The organism is Pseudomonas sp. Z5-35 (assembly GCF_051131945.1).
Taxonomy (GTDB): domain Bacteria; phylum Pseudomonadota; class Gammaproteobacteria; order Pseudomonadales; family Pseudomonadaceae; genus Aquipseudomonas; species Aquipseudomonas marvdashtae.
This window is the reverse complement of the sequence record NZ_CP071640.1, coordinates 4,829,609-4,844,772: the sequence shown is the minus strand read 5'-3', so window position 1 is coordinate 4,844,772 and position 15,164 is coordinate 4,829,609. Positions and strand designations below refer to the sequence as shown.

The window sequence follows — 15,164 nt, the reverse complement described above, 5'->3', positions numbered from 1 at the left end:
CGTAGTTGATGCCAGATGATAACTATGCGCGGCGCCTGGGCAGCCAGGCAAGGGCCATGGACCCTGGCCTGGCTGAATGGCCAGGTTATTTCAGGTTTTCACCACGCTCGCGGGCAATTGCACGGTAGCCAATGTCCTTGCGGTAGAAACAGCCTTCCCAATCAATCTGCGCGGCAAGCTTGTAGGCTTGCTGCTGAGCGACGTCGACACTGGCACCCATTGCCGTGGCGCACAATACGCGACCACCGGCGGTAACCACTTGGTCGTCCTTCAATGCCGTGCCAGCGTGGAACACCTTGCCTTCCAACTGGGCCGCACCTTCCAGGCCCTTGATAACGCTGCCCTTGGCGTAGTCGCCGGGGTAACCACCGGCTGCCAGTACAACGCCAACACTCGGACGTGGGTCCCACTGGGCTTCGACTTTGTCCAGCGCCTGGGCCAGGGCGGCTTCCACCAGCAACACCAGGCTCGATTGCAGGCGCAGCATGACCGGCTGGGTCTCAGGATCGCCGAAACGGCAGTTGAATTCGATGACTTTTGGGTTACCAGCCTTGTCGATCATCAGCCCTGCATAGAGGAAACCGGTGTAGACATTGCCTTCCTCGGCCATGCCGCGCACGGTTGGCCAGATCACCAGGTCCATCACGCGCTGGTGCACGTCGGCGGTGACCACCGGAGCGGGAGAGTAGGCGCCCATGCCGCCGGTGTTCGGACCGCTGTCGCCGTCGCCGACACGTTTGTGGTCCTGGCTGGTGGCCATCGGCAAGACGTTCTTGCCGTCGACCATGACAATGAAACTGGCTTCCTCGCCGTCGAGGAATTCTTCGATCACGACGCGTGAACCGGCGTCACCGAAGGCATTGCCGGCGAGCATGTCGCGCACCGCGTCTTCGGCCTCGGCCAGTGTCATGGCAACGATCACGCCTTTGCCGGCGGCCAGGCCATCGGCCTTGATCACGATGGGTGCGCCTTTTTCACGCAGGTACGCCAGCGCCGGTTCGATTTCGGTGAAGTTCTGGTAGTCGGCGGTCGGGATCTTGTGACGCGCCAGGAAGTCCTTGGTGAATGCTTTCGAGCCTTCCAACTGTGCAGCACCGGCGGTCGGGCCGAAGCAGTCCAGGCCACGGGAGCGGAACAGGTCGACCACGCCGGCCACCAGCGGCACTTCCGGGCCGACGATGGTCAGCGAGACGTTCTTCTCAGCGAAGTCGGCCAGTTGTTCCAAGGCCAGTACGTCGATGGCAACGTTTTCGCACTTGGCTTCGATGGCGGTGCCGGCATTGCCTGGCGCCACGAAAACCTTCTGCACGCGGGGATCCTGGGCCACTTTCCAGGCCAAGGCGTGTTCACGGCCACCGCTGCCAATGATCAAAATGTTCAAAGAAAGACTCCTTCGGAGAAGCTGCAAGCTACAAGCTGCAAGTCAGAGCGGGTATGCGCGATTCTAACTTGCAGCTTATGGCTTTGAATGAGTGAGTTTGCAAAGGCAAGCAGAGCGCCACAGGCCTGCTCTTAACTTGCCGCTTGCAGCTTGAAGCTTACCGCTGGCCTCAGTGCCTAAAGTGGCGCATGCCGGTGAATACCATGGCGATGCCAGCCTCGTCGGCTGCAGCAATCACTTCTGCATCACGCATCGAACCGCCCGGCTGGATCACTGCGGTAATGCCGACCTTGGCCGCATTGTCGATACCGTCGCGGAACGGGAAGAACGCATCGGAGGCCATGACCGCGCCTTGTACCTGCAAGCCGGCGTGTTCAGCCTTGATCGCGGCGATGCGGGCGGAGTTCACGCGGCTCATCTGGCCGGCGCCGACGCCGATGGTCTGGCGGTTCTTGGCGTAGACGATGGCGTTGGACTTGACGTATTTGGCGACTTTCCAGGCGAAGATCAGGTCGTTGATTTCCTGCTCGCTCGGGGCACGCTGGGTCACGACCTTGAGGTCTTCGCTGCCGATCATGCCGATGTCACGGCTCTGGACTAGCAGGCCGCCATTGACGCGCTTGTAGTCCCAGGCCGGCGCACGATCGGCCGACCATTGGCCGCAGGCCAGCAGGCGCACGTTGGCCTTGGCAGCAACAATGGCGCGGGCCTCTTCGCTGACCGAAGGGGCGATGATCACTTCGACGAACTGGCGCTCGACGATGGCCTTGGCGGTCTCTGCGTCCAGCTCACGGTTGAAGGCGATGATGCCGCCGAACGCCGACTCGGTGTCAGTGGCGTAGGCCAGTTCGTAGGCCTGGCGGATGCCACCTTCAGCGTCCGGGCTCACCGCCACGCCGCACGGGTTGGCGTGCTTGACGATCACGCAGGCCGGCTTGACGAAGCTCTTCACGCATTCCAGCGCGGCGTCGGTGTCGGCCACGTTGTTGAACGACAGCTCCTTGCCTTGCAATTGGGTAGCGGTGGCGATGCCGACCTCGGCAGGCTTGGCTTCCACGTAGAACGCCGCGCTCTGGTGCGGGTTCTCGCCGTAGCGCATTTCCTGGGCCTTGATGAATTGGGTGTTGAAGGTTCGCGGAAATTCGCTGCGGCCTTCGGTGCTCAGCGTTTCGGCGGCCTGGTTCACGGTGCCCATGTAGTTGGCGATCATGCCGTCGTAGGCGGCGGTGTGTTCGAAGGCCTTGAGCATCAGGTCGAAACGCTTGGCGTAGGTCAGGCCGCCGGCCTTGAGGCTCTCCAGCACACTGGCGTAGTCGCTGGCGTTGACCACGATGGCCACGTCCTTGTGATTCTTGGCGGCCGAGCGGACCATGGTCGGGCCACCGATGTCGATGTTCTCGATGGCGGTCGGCAGGTCGCAGCCGGGCTTGTTGATGGTGGCTTCGAACGGGTAGAGGTTGACCGCTACCAGGTCGATCGGCTTGATGCCGTGCTCATTCATGATGGCGTCATCGATGCCGCGACGACCGAGGATCCCGCCATGGATTTTCGGGTGCAGGGTCTTGACGCGACCGTCCATCATTTCCGCGAAGCCGGTGTAGTCCGCGACTTCCACTGCGGCGACACCGTTGTCCTGCAGCAACTTGAAGGTCCCGCCGGTAGAGAGGATCTCTACGCCCAACTGTTGCAGCTCGCGGGCGAATTCAAGGATCCCGGTCTTGTCGGAGACGCTGATCAAGGCGCGGCGGATCGGCAGGCGGGTGGTCTGGTCGGTCATTTCAAGTTCCATCAAAAGCAAGGGAAGTCAGCAAAAAAGGCGACCGTTTTTTACGCGGGCGCCTTTCTGGTTTGATTGAATGCTTACAGCAGATCGTACTGCTTGAGTTTCTTGCGCAGGGTGCCGCGGTTCAGGCCCAGCAGCTCACTGGCCTTGGTCTGGTTGCCCTTGACGTAGTTCATCACGCTTTCGAGCAGCGGCGCCTCGACTTCGGAAAGCACCAGGTTGTACACATCCGTGACGGCAGCGCCCTCAAGGTGGGCGAAATAATTGTGCAGCGCCTTCTCGACGCTCCCGCGAAGGGTCTGGCCTTCTTCGCTGGGCGTGTTGAGGTGCTGTTTCAAATTCACGTTGTCGCTCACGGGTGCTATTCCACTCACTAAAGTCTCGGTCATCATCGTCATGCGGCCACCCCTTCGTCCCCTGTCAGGCTCTTGTAACGTCCGGCGAAAAACGCCTGAACGTCGGCGCATTGTGCTTGCGTACCATCCAAACGATTGAAACGGGCGCGAAACTCCCTGGCGCCCGGCAGGGTTGCGAGATACCAGCCCACATGCTTGCGAGCGATGCGTACGCCCATGACTTCGCCATAGAAGACATGCAGCGCGGCCAGATGCTCTAGCAGAATACGTTCCACCTCGGACAACATCGGCGCAGCGAGTTTTTCGCCGGTGCGCAGGTAGTGTTCGATCTCACGGAAAATCCACGGCCGCCCCTGGGCGGCCCGACCAATCAACAGGCCATCGGCACCGGTCGCGTCCAGCACGTACCGGGCCTTTTCTGGCGAGTCGACATCGCCATTGGCAAAGACCGGAATGGACACCGCCTGCTTGATCGCGGCAATGGTGTCGTACTCGGCTTCGCCGGTGTACAGGTCAGCACGGGTGCGGCCATGGACCGCCAACGCTGTGATACCGGCCTGTTCGGCGATCTTCGCCACCGTCAGGCCGTTCTTGTTCTCCCGGTCCCACCCGGTGCGGATCTTCAGGGTCACCGGCACATCGACTGCGGCGACAACCGCCTGCAGGATCTCGGTGACCAGCGCTTCATCCTTCAACAGCGCCGAGCCAGCAGCCTTGTTGCAAACCTTCTTCGCCGGGCAGCCCATGTTGATGTCGATGATCTGCGCCCCCAGTTCGACGTTAGCCCGGGCTGCCTCCGCCAGCATCTGTGCGTCGCCACCGGCAATCTGTACCGAGCGGGGTTCGGGATCGCCTTCGTGGATCATGCGCAGCCGCGACTTGCGGGTGTTCCACAAGCTCATGTCGCTGGTCACCATTTCCGAGACCACAAGGCCCGCACCCAATCGTTTGCACAACTGACGAAAGGGCTGATCGGTGACGCCCGCCATGGGGGCGAGAACCAGACCGTTCTGCAATGTATATGGGCCGATGCGTACCGCCGACATAGGACTTCCCTGAAGTGGGGCCGGATCATGAGACTTCGAAAAAGGGTTGGCATGATACCCGCTCTCGATGACTGGATAAAGGTCGAATTGGATAAAATCTGAACAGCTATTTTGTTATCGCCAGCGGTTTGGTCTGGGTCAGGTGAGTCAGAAAGCTGTCGTCAATCGGCCGGCCCTGGCGGGCTTCATTCGGGCGAATGAAAGCTCAGGCTGTAGTTCACCGCTTTGGGGCCTGGGTCCAGGATATCCAACGCAATATGGATCGGCGTCTGCGGTGGCATTTCCCCCCGGCCTTCGAGGTCGCCGCCCAGGTACTCGCCTGGCTTGAAGCGACGGCTGGCGATCAGCTGACCGTTGAGGTCGGCAAAACGCAGCTCCAGCAGGGGGAAGGGCTGGGAGAAGGGCGCGCGGTTGTAGATGATCGCGTCCACCACCAGGGCGCCGCTGAATTCCGGATGGCTGCGCACCACCAAGTTGCTGCTTTTGATCTTGGCGATGTCGACTTTGGACGGTACGTCGCAGCCGATGGTCGGGCAGATTTGCAGGAACCAGGGGCGGTATTGATCCTGGCGAGCCAGTTCTTCGAAATGGTACGCAATGTACTGACCGCCCAAAGCTGCAGCGGCAAGCAGTATCAACAGGCCCCAGAGCAGGCGACGGCCCCAGGGCGTGCGGCGCTTGCGCCAGTCCAGTTGCAGCGGGTCGTCGTCCAGGTCGTGGAGGGCTTCGGCGCGTATTCCCGGTTCCTGGCGTTCCCGTGACTTGCGCAGCGGCACCGGTTGCTCGGGTTCGTCGTCGAGATCGTCAGTGGCGGATAGGCGCTCGAGGTGCTCGTGGGGTTCGTCGTCCTGCGTGAGGCTCAGCGGGGCGACAGGTTCGTCGTCCGGTTCCAGCGGCTCGAGCGCCAGCGACAAGGAGGGTTCGGTCCGCGGCGGTCGCGCGGGTTCATGGGGCTCGAACGGCTCGAGGGGCGGCTGGATGGCGGCTCCGGCGCGTTCGGCGGGGGACTCGCTGTAGAGGCTGTTGGACCAGGGCTCCTGCTCGTTCGAAAGGTTTTCGCGCTGGGCGCTCAGGTTGTCTTCACGGCGCCGGCCCAAGGTGTCTGGCGCCCGCTTGTCACGCCGTTCCAGGCGAGCCAGTTCCTTGTCCAGGTCATCGAGATCCAGCTCGGCGGCCGTCCATTGTTTCTGGCTGATGGCGCGCGGGGCTTCGACGGCAGGCTTGACGGGCGAAGCCGGCGGCGCGGCGATGTCCTTGCCAGTGCGTTGCTCCAGCAATTGCCGGGCGGCATTGAACACTTGCAGGCACGAGCCGCAACGAACCACTCCGCGTGCCACGCTCAATTGACCATGGCTGACGCGGAAACTGGTGTGGCAATGCGGGCATTGAGTGACGAAGCTGTCGGTCATGCGGCAATCCGGTCGATACAGGCGGCCATTCTAGCGCCGACGTCCGGTGATGCGCACCCAGCCATCGCGATTGGCGATCGGGTCCAGGTCAAAATCCGCGGCATAAGCGGCGGCGACTTCATCGCCTTGTTCGGCCAGGATCCCCGACAATGCCAGGCGCCCGCCCGGCTTGACCAGGCTCGACAGTTGCGGCGCCAGGGATACCAGCGGACCGGCGAGGATATTGGCCACCAGCACGTCGGCCTGGACTTGCGGCAAATCCTGCGGCAAATACAGAGGGAACAGTTCTTCTGCGATGTGGTTGCGCCCGGCATTGTCGCGGGACGCTTCAAGGGCCTGGACATCGATGTCGGTGCCGACCGCCTCCTTGGCGCCCAACAGCAGCGCGGCAATGGCCAGGATCCCTGAGCCGCAGCCGAAATCGAGCACATTGCAGCCCTTGAGATCCTGGCCGTCGAGCCATTCCAGGCACAGCGCGGTAGTCGGATGGGTGCCGGTGCCGAACGCCAGGCCCGGGTCCAGCAGCAAGTTCACCGCGTCCGGTTCCGGCGCGGCATGCCAGCTCGGCACGATCCACAGGCGCTGGCCAAAGCGCATCGGCTGGAAGTTGTCCATCCAGCTGCGTTCCCAGTCCTGGTCTTCGATCACTTCACTGTGATGTTCTGGCAATGGACTGCCCGTCAGCAGCTCCAGGTGAGCGAGCACGCTCTGAGCTTCAGCACCGCCCTCGAACAGCGCCAACAGGTGGGTGTGGGACCACAGCGGCGTGGTGTTGAGCTCTGGCTCGAAAATGGGCTGGTCTTCGGCGTCCATGAAGGTTACCGATACCGCGCCTACTTCAAGAAAGGCGTCTTCGTAGGTTTCGGCTTGTTCCGGGCTGATGGCCAGACGTACTTGCAGCCAAGGCATGGCGGGCACCTTTGAAAAATATCCACGGGGGGCAGCGTGAGGCTGCAAAGGCGCGCAGTGTACGCCAGGTCGCTATCAAAGTGGATAAGCGCGTCCCGGGCGGTCCGGGTGGGTGTTTCGATATATATATGTATGACATCAGCGGGTCACAAGGCGGATAAGGTGCCGGTCCACACAACAGGGAAGAATGTGTATGGACGACGCTACTGAGAGGCAAGCAAGTTTGGACGACGCGGTGCCGGTAATTTCCTCGTCGGCGGACACTGCAACGGCAATTCTGGAAAAGCTAACGCGTTGGCACGGGATTATCGATGCGCGGATGCAAACCCAGATGACGTTTTTGGCATTGCTGGAAGAGTATCTGTTGGTCGAGCTGCGCACGCATTACTACCAAGGCAACATCGACCCACACTTCGTCGGCACGCTGCTGGACGCAGTGCTGCGGCAAATAATCGACCAAGCGCCCGCGGTTTTCGACGAGCAGCAGGATGCTCCTTATCGCTGGTCCGAAGGGGCTGACCTGGGATTTTCGGCAGAGCGCCGGGATATCATTTCACAGGCACTTGAAGGGACGGTCTCGGGCTTTATCCGTCACTACAAGGATTATCTGCGGCGTCATTGGAAGATGGCCGAAGAGGATGCCTCGCTGGATGAGTTCGTCAGGCAAAGGCTTGATGAACATATGGCATCAATCGATGAGGTTTTTCATCCTGACAAGGTTGTTGGCCTAGACGTTGACGAGCTACGGGAAAAAATTCAAACGCTTCAGGATGCCTGGCACGAAGCGACTCAACTCCAGAGGTTGGCGACCCCGCAGGAGCGCGAGGCCATTGATGCGGTTGCGCGATTGCACTTGCCGGAATGGCTGCGGGTATTGAGCGAATTTGACCGTAAGACGTTATTGACTTTTCAGGAGCAGACGGCGCAAACGCAGGCGCGCCTGGATGAGCTGCTTGATGGGCTCGGCTCGTTGCGCGCCTTCGCAAAGCACCTCGCCAAAGACTATGTCAGGCATGAACTGGACATGGACGTTGAGCCAGAACGAGTCCAGGTACAGTTACAGTGGCGAACCGTGGTGGGGCAACCTGTGCGGACCTACAGCCTGAGCGAGTTGCTCGCGGCGGGCCCCATGAGGCCGGACGCGATATCGGTGCTCCTGGTCGAGAACGGGGATATGTTACGCAACCAGCCCCTATCGCCCACGTTCATCGCGCAGTTGTTAGCAAATGTTGATGCGCCTGCCGGGTATTTACCGGCACTGACCAGCCGCTACGACAAAGCGGATCTGAAAGACGCTATGTTCGATCGGTTTTTAGCAAGACTGCAACACAGTGCTTTTATCGCACGTTGCGCAGGCCAGCTGACGGACGTCGGGCACGACCGGCTCATGGCTCAGTGGGAGCGCGAGGCTGCGGCGCGAGCCAAAGCCGGGCTGCATGTCGCCGGGCTGGTACTTCCCAATGGATTGAAATGTACCGACCTGCTTCTTTTTTACCGCGAAGACCCGCGCGGTGAGCCTGACGATTTATTGCTCTATGCCCCCGGCAAACCTGATGGCCAGGAATGGATCGAGTTGATCTCGTTGCGGGCGCTCAGTGCCGAGATCGGTGGGTGGACCGCAAGTGACGCGGGCTGTTTTTATCTGTTGCAGCAACTTGCTCCTGGCGATCGGGCGCAAGCCCGACAGTACCTTTCTCGCATCACGGCAACGTCAGTTACATGGGACTTGAACAAGGACTTGAGAGGTACGGTTGCAGGTTTCGAGGAATGTATCCGGATCGCTGTCTCGATGGGGCTGACGAATGAACTGGCGGAGGTGGAGCTGAACGAATCGCCGCGCTGGTACTCCGCCCTGCCAGTCGATTCTCGACGACACATAAGCGGTTTGAACCAGGAGGTGCTGATTCATCAGCAGATGTTCAACGATCTGTTGGCGGAATATGAAGTTTTTGTGGACTTCGCCAAGCGGACCGTCATGCAAGCGATCGCTCCCTACTTGCGCAGCAAAGGCGTTCAAGAACCGGTGGATCCTGCCACGGTGCTTATTGACTACCGTTCGGGGTGGACGGGGGGCAAGCATGTAGCCAGCCTGCTGGATCTGGTCATCCATGGTTATGACGACAACTGGGGCATTGACGATCCCCAAAAAGGCGTACTCTCTTCGGTTGGGCAGGATCTGACGCAGTTACGAAGTGCTGACTTGGCGCTTTATATTCGGCGCGCTCACCTGGGGGAGCACTATGCGAAGTATATTCGCGGCAAGTTCCTGAACCCCGATGCCCCGCAGTATTTGAAGCGTCGCGATGCTTATCGTTACTTACAACTTGCCAGGATTGACCGTGATCTGCGTGTTGCCTATGGCCAGTCGATCTTGAGCAGTGATGAGTTCCGATGGCTGACCCGCCAAGTCACCTTGACCCGCCAAGTCACCTTGCTCGGCCAGTGGGACGATGGCGCGCCTCCCATGTCTTCGACTTCTGCTGTGGCGCAGGAAGGCATGATCAAATTTACTGTCGGCGGGCATGTCGTCCTGGGCGTCTACGTCTTTATCTATTTCGATCCGAAGGCCAGCTATTGGTTGTACACGCCTGATTCTCCAGACGGCATTGCGTTTCGCAGATACCTGGATTTTTCCGGGAGTATCGCGGCGCAACTGCATGATTACGTCATGGCGCGAGTGGGGCAGGCCGCGCGTGCTGCTGTCAGGCGCACGTTGGAGTCGCTGGCCATTGCAACGACTCGTGTCGATACGTTGCGTGAGTTCAATCGTGTATCGAATATTGCTGCGCAGTTCGATGCCTATATCGAGCGCTCTGTCAGTGACGTACAAGACATAACCACCAGCCGCGTTGAAATGATCAAGAACCAGGTCGTCAAGGGGCTGCTCATGGCGGCGCTTCCCGTCTGCATGATTTACCCTCCCTTCATTTTATTTTTGGATGTGACTTTCATTGTTATCGGTTCCAGGCAAGCAATCGAAGCCCATCGGCAGAATGATCTGGACGCAGCGCTCGGCCGCTGGCTGGAGGTGTCCTGGGGAACATTGTTTGCCATGTTCGGGCCGCCAAGCGTGTATGCGCCACTGATATGGGCATTCAGAAAGGCAAGAGGGGTATTGAGATCGATATCCGCTCAAGGCTTGGGACGCCTGGCATCGGCCGCAGTCAACGAGACTGGGCCTGTCACGCAGCCCATACGCTTCAAGCCAAGGCAAGCGGCCAGCCAGGTGCCAAAGGACCTGCAGGAGGTGACCGAAGAGGGAGTTTTTCAAGGCACCTATTGTCGCCCGCCCAGCGCATCGCACCCCCAAAGCACTTATTACATACGCAGTAACGGTAAGTACTACCAAGTACGGAGGGATCCTTACTTCGACGGCTTGTGCCTGGTGGATGCCAGTCGTCCCGGTGCGTTGTACAAGTTGCCCATCCGCAGGCTGGCGAATGGAAAGTGGGCGCATAATGCCGTTGGTTTGAAGGGCGGCAATGACGGTGTTCGCAATCTGGGTCGTGTGGGGGATCTAAGGGAGGCGTTTCCCGGACACGTCTTCCCTGACGTAACAAGGGGGGCGATGCAGGGCGAGGCAGTGGTGGCGAGGTTCAGCGAGGCGATCACGGATCACTATCTGTTCTCCCTGAACGCGCAGACGTGTGTGGTCGCTTCCATGTACAACCCAATCACCAAGATAGGAGCGGTCATTCATTTTGATCACAACATCCGCAAGCTTATCGAACGCGGTACCAAGGCGGTCATGTCGCGCCTGGGAGGACCAGCGAAGGATGTTCGGGTGACCCTGGTCGGTGGGGACTGGCTCACGGGCGCGGACATTGGTGAACCGGTCAGGCAGGTGATGAGACGTCAAGGTCTCCAACCGACCTGGGATTACTGGTCGTATTCTTCCTGCTTCGGTAATACCTATGGCGTGTCACTGGACTTGCGCAGTGGGCTGACGACGGTATTCAAGACATCACAGGGCCAGGTCGAACGCTTTTACGTTCCGGTACTGGCGAGGGCGAAAAAGGGCTCTGACCCTGTGTCGATGCGTGCACGCACATTCATGACGCGCTATCGCAGCGAGCCGCTGGTAGCCAATGCCAATGGTGCCGTTCGCACGCGCGAAGGCAGGCCGGCGACGGCAGCGCAACTCGCGTTGAATGAGTTCACCATGGTTGTGCTGGGCTGATTCGATTCTGGCATCCCGAGAAAGACGCGCAAAAAAAGACCCCGGGCCAAATGGACCGGGGTCTTTTTACATCCCTTGGCGCATCAGTGCTGGTTGCCCAGCTTGTGCTCCAGGTAGTGGATGTTGACGCCACCCTTGCAGAAGCCTTCGTCACGTACGAGGTCGCGGTGCAGCGGGATGTTGGTCTTGATCCCGTCGACCACGATTTCGTCCAGCGCATTGCGCATGCGCGCCAAGGCTTCGTCACGGGTCGCCCCGTAGGTGATCAGCTTGCCGATCAACGAATCGTAGTTCGGCGGAACCGCATAACCGCTGTACAGGTGCGAATCGACGCGAACGCCATTGCCGCCTGGGGCGTGGAAGTGCTTGACCGTGCCCGGGCTTGGCATGAAGGTTTTCGGGTCTTCGGCGTTGATTCGGCATTCCAGCGAATGACCACGAATCACTACGTCATCCTGGGTGAACGACAGCTTGTTGCCAGCAGCGATGCTGAGCATCTCCTTGACGATGTCGATACCGGTGACCATCTCCGAGACCGGGTGCTCCACCTGGACGCGGGTGTTCATTTCGATGAAGTAGAAACGGCCATTCTCGTACAGGAACTCGAAAGTGCCGGCGCCACGGTAGCCGATGTCGATGCACGCCTTGACGCAGCGTGCCAGGACTTCTTCGCGCGCTTTCTCGTCGATGCCCGGAGCCGGCGCTTCTTCGAGGACCTTCTGGTGACGACGTTGCAGCGAGCAATCGCGGTCGCCCAGATGGATCGCCTGGCCTTGGCCGTCGGACAGTACCTGGACTTCGACGTGACGCGGGTTGGTCAGGAACTTTTCCAGGTAGACCATCGGGTTGCCGAACGCCGCGCCCGCTTCGGAGCGGGTCAGTTTCGCCGAGGAAATCAGGTCTTCTTCCTTGTGTACCACGCGCATGCCGCGACCACCGCCGCCGCCAGCGGCCTTGATGATCACCGGATAACCCACTTCGCGACCGATGCGCAAAGCGGTTTCCTCGTCTTCAGGCAGCGGGCCATCGGAACCCGGAACGGTCGGTACGCCGGCGGCGATCATGGCGTGCTTGGCCGAAACCTTGTCGCCCATCAGGCGAATGGTGTCGGCTTTCGGCCCAATGAAGGCAAAACCGGAGTTTTCCACCTGCTCGGCGAAGTCGGCGTTTTCCGCCAGGAAACCGTAGCCTGGGTGAATGGCGGTGGCGCCGGTCACTTCGGCGGCGGCGATGATCGCCGGGATGTGCAGGTACGAGTGCGCAGCCGACGCTGGACCGATGCAGACGGATTCATCCGCCAGGCCCAGGTGCATCAGTTCTTTGTCGGCCTTGGAGTAAACGGCGACGGTCTTGATGCCCATCTCTTTGCAGGCACGCAGAATCCGCAGGGCGATCTCACCGCGGTTAGCGATCAGGACTTTTTCCAACTTCGCAGTCATCAAAGGCTCCCCGCGGTTCAAACGATGGTGAACAGCGGTTGGTCGTACTCAACCGGCTGGCCGTCTTCGACGAGGATGGACTCGATCACACCGCTGGTTTCAGCTTCGATGTGGTTCATCATCTTCATGGCTTCGACGATGCACAGGGTGTCGCCTTTCTTCACGGTCTGGCCAACTTCAACGAAGGATGGCGAGGATGGCGAAGACTTGCGATAGAACGTGCCCACCATCGGCGAGCGCGCAACGGTGCCGTTGAGCGCTGGCGCTGCCGGTGCGGCGGGTGCGGCGGCAACTGGCGCTGCTGCTGGAGCAGGGGCGGCGACCGGAGCTTGCATCGGGGCCGGTGCATAGAACTGCTGGGCCGGGGTCTTGCTGTGGCGGCTGATGCGTACGGACTCTTCGCCTTCCTTGATCTCGAGCTCGTCGATGCCGGACTCTTCCAGCAACTCGATCAGTTTCTTAACTTTACGGATATCCATGAATCATCAACTCCCAAGGGTCGGTCAGGGGCGTTTAACGCTTGTTGTTCAAGCTGTTGCCTGTTTTTCAAGCTGCTCTAGGGCGGCCTCCAGGGCCAGTCGGTACCCGCTGGCGCCAAGGCCGCAGATCACGCCTACTGCTACATCGGAGAAGTAGGAGTGATGGCGGAAAGGTTCGCGTTTGTGCACATTGGACAAATGCACTTCGATGAATGGGATGCTCACTGCCAGCAGCGCGTCACGTAATGCGACGCTTGTGTGTGTAAAAGCTGCTGGATTGATCAAAATGAAATCCACGCCTTCGCCACGCGCGGCGTGGATGCGGTCGATCAATTCGTATTCGGCGTTGCTTTGCAGATACAGCAAATGATGGCCGGCATTGCGGGCCCGCTGTTCCAGGTCCTGGTTGATCTGGGCCAGTGTCACGGCGCCGTAGACGCCCGGTTCACGGGTGCCAAGCAGGTTCAGGTTGGGTCCATGCAGGACCAAAAGGGTCGCCATCTGCTGTTCCTTGTTATCTGTGAGCAGGTGTCAGAACCCGGCGACTATGCCGCAAAGCCTTTATGACTGTCCAGTTCTCAGCAATAGCCAGCACGATGAGCGATGTTTGCGCGAAATATATGACCATGTCCTTTGATCCGGTCACTTGTAATGAATGTGCAGGGTCAGACCCGGAATGCCTGCACCGCAGTGTGTAGCCGCCCACCGAGCAGCAGCAGGTTGTCGCCCTGTTCCCGCCCTTGGCCGATGCGCAGCAGGTTATCCCCGCCGAGCTCATGTATGCGCTCGCTATGATCACGGATCTCGCTGACGGCGCCGCTTTGCTGGGCAGTGACGTCGGCGATGCGCCCGGCCGTATCGGCGATGGTCTGGATGGCGCCGACGATTTCATCCAGTGCACCGTCGGCTGCCTGCGCCTGGCTGGCGGTGGCTTCGGCGTGTTCGACCTGGGCACGCATGCCATCCACCGATTGACGCGCGGCCAGCTGCAGGCGTGCAATCAGTGCCTGGATTTCGGCGGTTGCGCCCGCCGTGCGTTGGGCCAGGGAACGGACTTCCTCGGCCACCACCGCAAAGCCTCGACCCATTTCTCCGGCGCGGGCGGCTTCGATGGCCGCGTTGAGGGCCAGCAGGTTGGTCTGGTCGGCAATCGAGCGGATGACGGTCAGTACGCCGCCAATGGTCGCCGACTCCTCGGCCAGTTGTTCGATCATTTGCGCGTTGCCTTGCACTTCTCCGACCAGTGCGTGAAGGCCGGCGAGGCTCAGGCCAATGACTTTCTGGCCATGTTCCACCGCGTCTCCGGCACTGCGGCTGGCCGCTGCGGCCTGGCTGGCATCGCCGGCCACCTGCTGGATGGTCGCCTCGAGTTCGCTGAGGGAATCGCGGATCAATGCCGTGTCGCCGGCCTGGTATTGGGCGCCGCTGTGCAGCTCGCCGCTCAACTCCGCCAGGGTCCGGCTGCTATCCGCCACTTGCTCGGCGTTCAGGCGAATGGTGCCCACCAGATCCACCAGATACGCGCGCAGGCGATTGAGGGACGCTTCGATATCGCGCAGCTCGCGGTTATTCGCGCCGACGTGGATATCATTGCTGAAGTCGCCTTCGGCCCATGTCGACAGGGCTGGCGCCAGACGGGTCAGGGTGCGGGCCAGGTGTCGTTGCAGGGTATCGATCAGCAGGGCGATCAAGAGGATCAACCCGATCATCACGCCCTGGATACTCCGTACTTCGCCCTGGATCTGTCCATGCTGGGCGCGCACCGCCGGCTCCATGGCGTCAATTGCCTTTTGCACATCAGCGGTCTTCAGGAGGGTGGCATTGCCCAGCTCGGTACGTTTCTGGATCAGCTCGCGGGTGCGCGCCAGTTCCGCTGGATAGCGGCCAAGCAGGCTGTTGAGTTCACGCTTGAGCGCGATGCCGGCATCTTCGGCGACGGTTTTCTCCTGGGTTTGCAAGCCCATCAACGCGGCGAAGTCATCGCTGCCGGATTCGTTGCTGGCGGCGACGCCGAGCAGCTCCAGATTATCGAGCTGTTGGGCCTGGACACGGATACTGGCCAGTTCGCGTTCGACGTCGGCGGCCAGTTCGCTACGGCCGCTGCTGACGAGTTTGCCCCGTGTGAGCGACAGGCGGCCCAAATGCTGCGATGCAGCGAACAACGGCGGCAGATAAGTCGGTG

Annotated in this window: 11 protein-coding genes; 1 reads left to right on the top strand and 10 read right to left on the bottom strand. The window is 60.5% G+C overall.

The annotated features are described in order from the left end of the window. Window positions 1-85: 85 nt before the first annotated feature. From purD to prmA, 6 genes are all read right to left on the bottom strand, one after another. Window positions 86-1,381 (bottom strand): phosphoribosylamine--glycine ligase, encoded by a 1,296-nt coding sequence (purD, locus tag J3P95_RS22250; RefSeq protein ID WP_434579640.1) that lies wholly within the window; start codon window positions 1,379-1,381, stop codon window positions 86-88. Between the two features lie 169 nt (window positions 1,382-1,550). Further along, window positions 1,551-3,158: a bifunctional phosphoribosylaminoimidazolecarboxamide formyltransferase/IMP cyclohydrolase gene (gene purH, locus J3P95_RS22245; RefSeq protein WP_434579642.1), complete on the bottom strand. Its 1,608-nt coding sequence runs from the start codon at window positions 3,156-3,158 to the stop codon at window positions 1,551-1,553. 83 nt (window positions 3,159-3,241) lie between these two features. Beyond that, the gene (fis, locus tag J3P95_RS22240) at window positions 3,242-3,562 is read right to left on the bottom strand and encodes a DNA-binding transcriptional regulator Fis (RefSeq protein WP_186610807.1); all 321 of its coding nucleotides are present in this window, start codon (window positions 3,560-3,562) and stop codon (window positions 3,242-3,244) included. Beyond that, on the bottom strand, window positions 3,559-4,566 hold the full coding sequence (dusB, locus tag J3P95_RS22235; RefSeq protein WP_434558782.1) for a tRNA dihydrouridine synthase DusB: 1,008 nt from the start codon (window positions 4,564-4,566) through the stop codon (window positions 3,559-3,561). The genes fis and dusB overlap by 4 nt, the downstream gene beginning before the upstream one ends. Window positions 4,567-4,751: 185 nt before the next feature. Further along, entirely contained in the window at window positions 4,752-5,975 is a 1,224-nt protein-coding gene (locus tag J3P95_RS22230) for a DUF3426 domain-containing protein (RefSeq protein WP_434558781.1), read from the bottom strand. 30 nt (window positions 5,976-6,005) lie between these two features. Beyond that, complete coding sequence (gene prmA / locus J3P95_RS22225) at window positions 6,006-6,884, bottom strand: 50S ribosomal protein L11 methyltransferase (protein WP_434558780.1); 879 nt, start codon at window positions 6,882-6,884, stop codon at window positions 6,006-6,008. A gap of 193 nt (window positions 6,885-7,077) precedes the next feature. On the opposite strand from prmA, the gene J3P95_RS22220 reads away from it, so the two are divergent. Beyond that, window positions 7,078-11,064, top strand: coding sequence for a type III effector 1 (locus J3P95_RS22220; protein WP_434626140.1), 3,987 nt, complete (start codon window positions 7,078-7,080; stop codon window positions 11,062-11,064). An 83-nt stretch (window positions 11,065-11,147) separates the two neighbouring features. Here the strand turns inward: J3P95_RS22220 and accC are convergent, their stop codons facing one another. From accC to J3P95_RS22200, 4 genes are all read right to left on the bottom strand, one after another. Then, the gene (gene accC / locus J3P95_RS22215) at window positions 11,148-12,503 is read right to left on the bottom strand and encodes an acetyl-CoA carboxylase biotin carboxylase subunit (RefSeq protein WP_434558778.1); all 1,356 of its coding nucleotides are present in this window, start codon (window positions 12,501-12,503) and stop codon (window positions 11,148-11,150) included. A gap of 17 nt (window positions 12,504-12,520) precedes the next feature. After that, on the bottom strand, window positions 12,521-12,982 hold the full coding sequence (gene accB, locus J3P95_RS22210; RefSeq protein WP_434558777.1) for an acetyl-CoA carboxylase biotin carboxyl carrier protein: 462 nt from the start codon (window positions 12,980-12,982) through the stop codon (window positions 12,521-12,523). Window positions 12,983-13,030: 48 nt separating this feature from the next. After that, window positions 13,031-13,483, bottom strand: a complete 453-nt coding sequence (aroQ, locus tag J3P95_RS22205; protein WP_018605716.1) for a type II 3-dehydroquinate dehydratase — start codon at window positions 13,481-13,483, stop codon at window positions 13,031-13,033. Window positions 13,484-13,647: 164 nt separating this feature from the next. Further along, window positions 13,648-14,691 (bottom strand): methyl-accepting chemotaxis protein, encoded by a 1,044-nt coding sequence (locus J3P95_RS22200; RefSeq protein WP_434626711.1) that lies wholly within the window; start codon window positions 14,689-14,691, stop codon window positions 13,648-13,650. Window positions 14,692-15,164 lie beyond the last annotated feature (473 nt).

Excerpts from the sequence above, each read along its gene's own strand:
- purH (WP_434579642.1), bottom strand. The coding sequence starts at position 3,158 with ATGACCGACCAGACCACCCGCCTGCCGATCCGCCGCGCCTTGATCAGC.
- fis (WP_186610807.1), bottom strand. The coding sequence starts at position 3,562 with ATGACGATGATGACCGAGACTTTAGTGAGTGGAATAGCACCCGTGAGC.
- dusB (WP_434558782.1), bottom strand. The coding sequence starts at position 4,566 with ATGTCGGCGGTACGCATCGGCCCATATACATTGCAGAACGGTCTGGTT.
- J3P95_RS22230 (WP_434558781.1), bottom strand. The coding sequence starts at position 5,975 with ATGACCGACAGCTTCGTCACTCAATGCCCGCATTGCCACACCAGTTTC.
- prmA (WP_434558780.1), bottom strand. The coding sequence starts at position 6,884 with ATGCCTTGGCTGCAAGTACGTCTGGCCATCAGCCCGGAACAAGCCGAA.
- J3P95_RS22220 (WP_434626140.1), top strand. The coding sequence starts at position 7,078 with ATGGACGACGCTACTGAGAGGCAAGCAAGTTTGGACGACGCGGTGCCG.
- accC (WP_434558778.1), bottom strand. The coding sequence starts at position 12,503 with ATGACTGCGAAGTTGGAAAAAGTCCTGATCGCTAACCGCGGTGAGATC.
- accB (WP_434558777.1), bottom strand. The coding sequence starts at position 12,982 with ATGGATATCCGTAAAGTTAAGAAACTGATCGAGTTGCTGGAAGAGTCC.
- aroQ (WP_018605716.1), bottom strand. The coding sequence starts at position 13,483 with ATGGCGACCCTTTTGGTCCTGCATGGACCCAACCTGAACCTGCTTGGC.
- J3P95_RS22200 (WP_434626711.1), bottom strand. The coding sequence starts at position 14,691 with ATGATCGGGTTGATCCTCTTGATCGCCCTGCTGATCGATACCCTGCAA.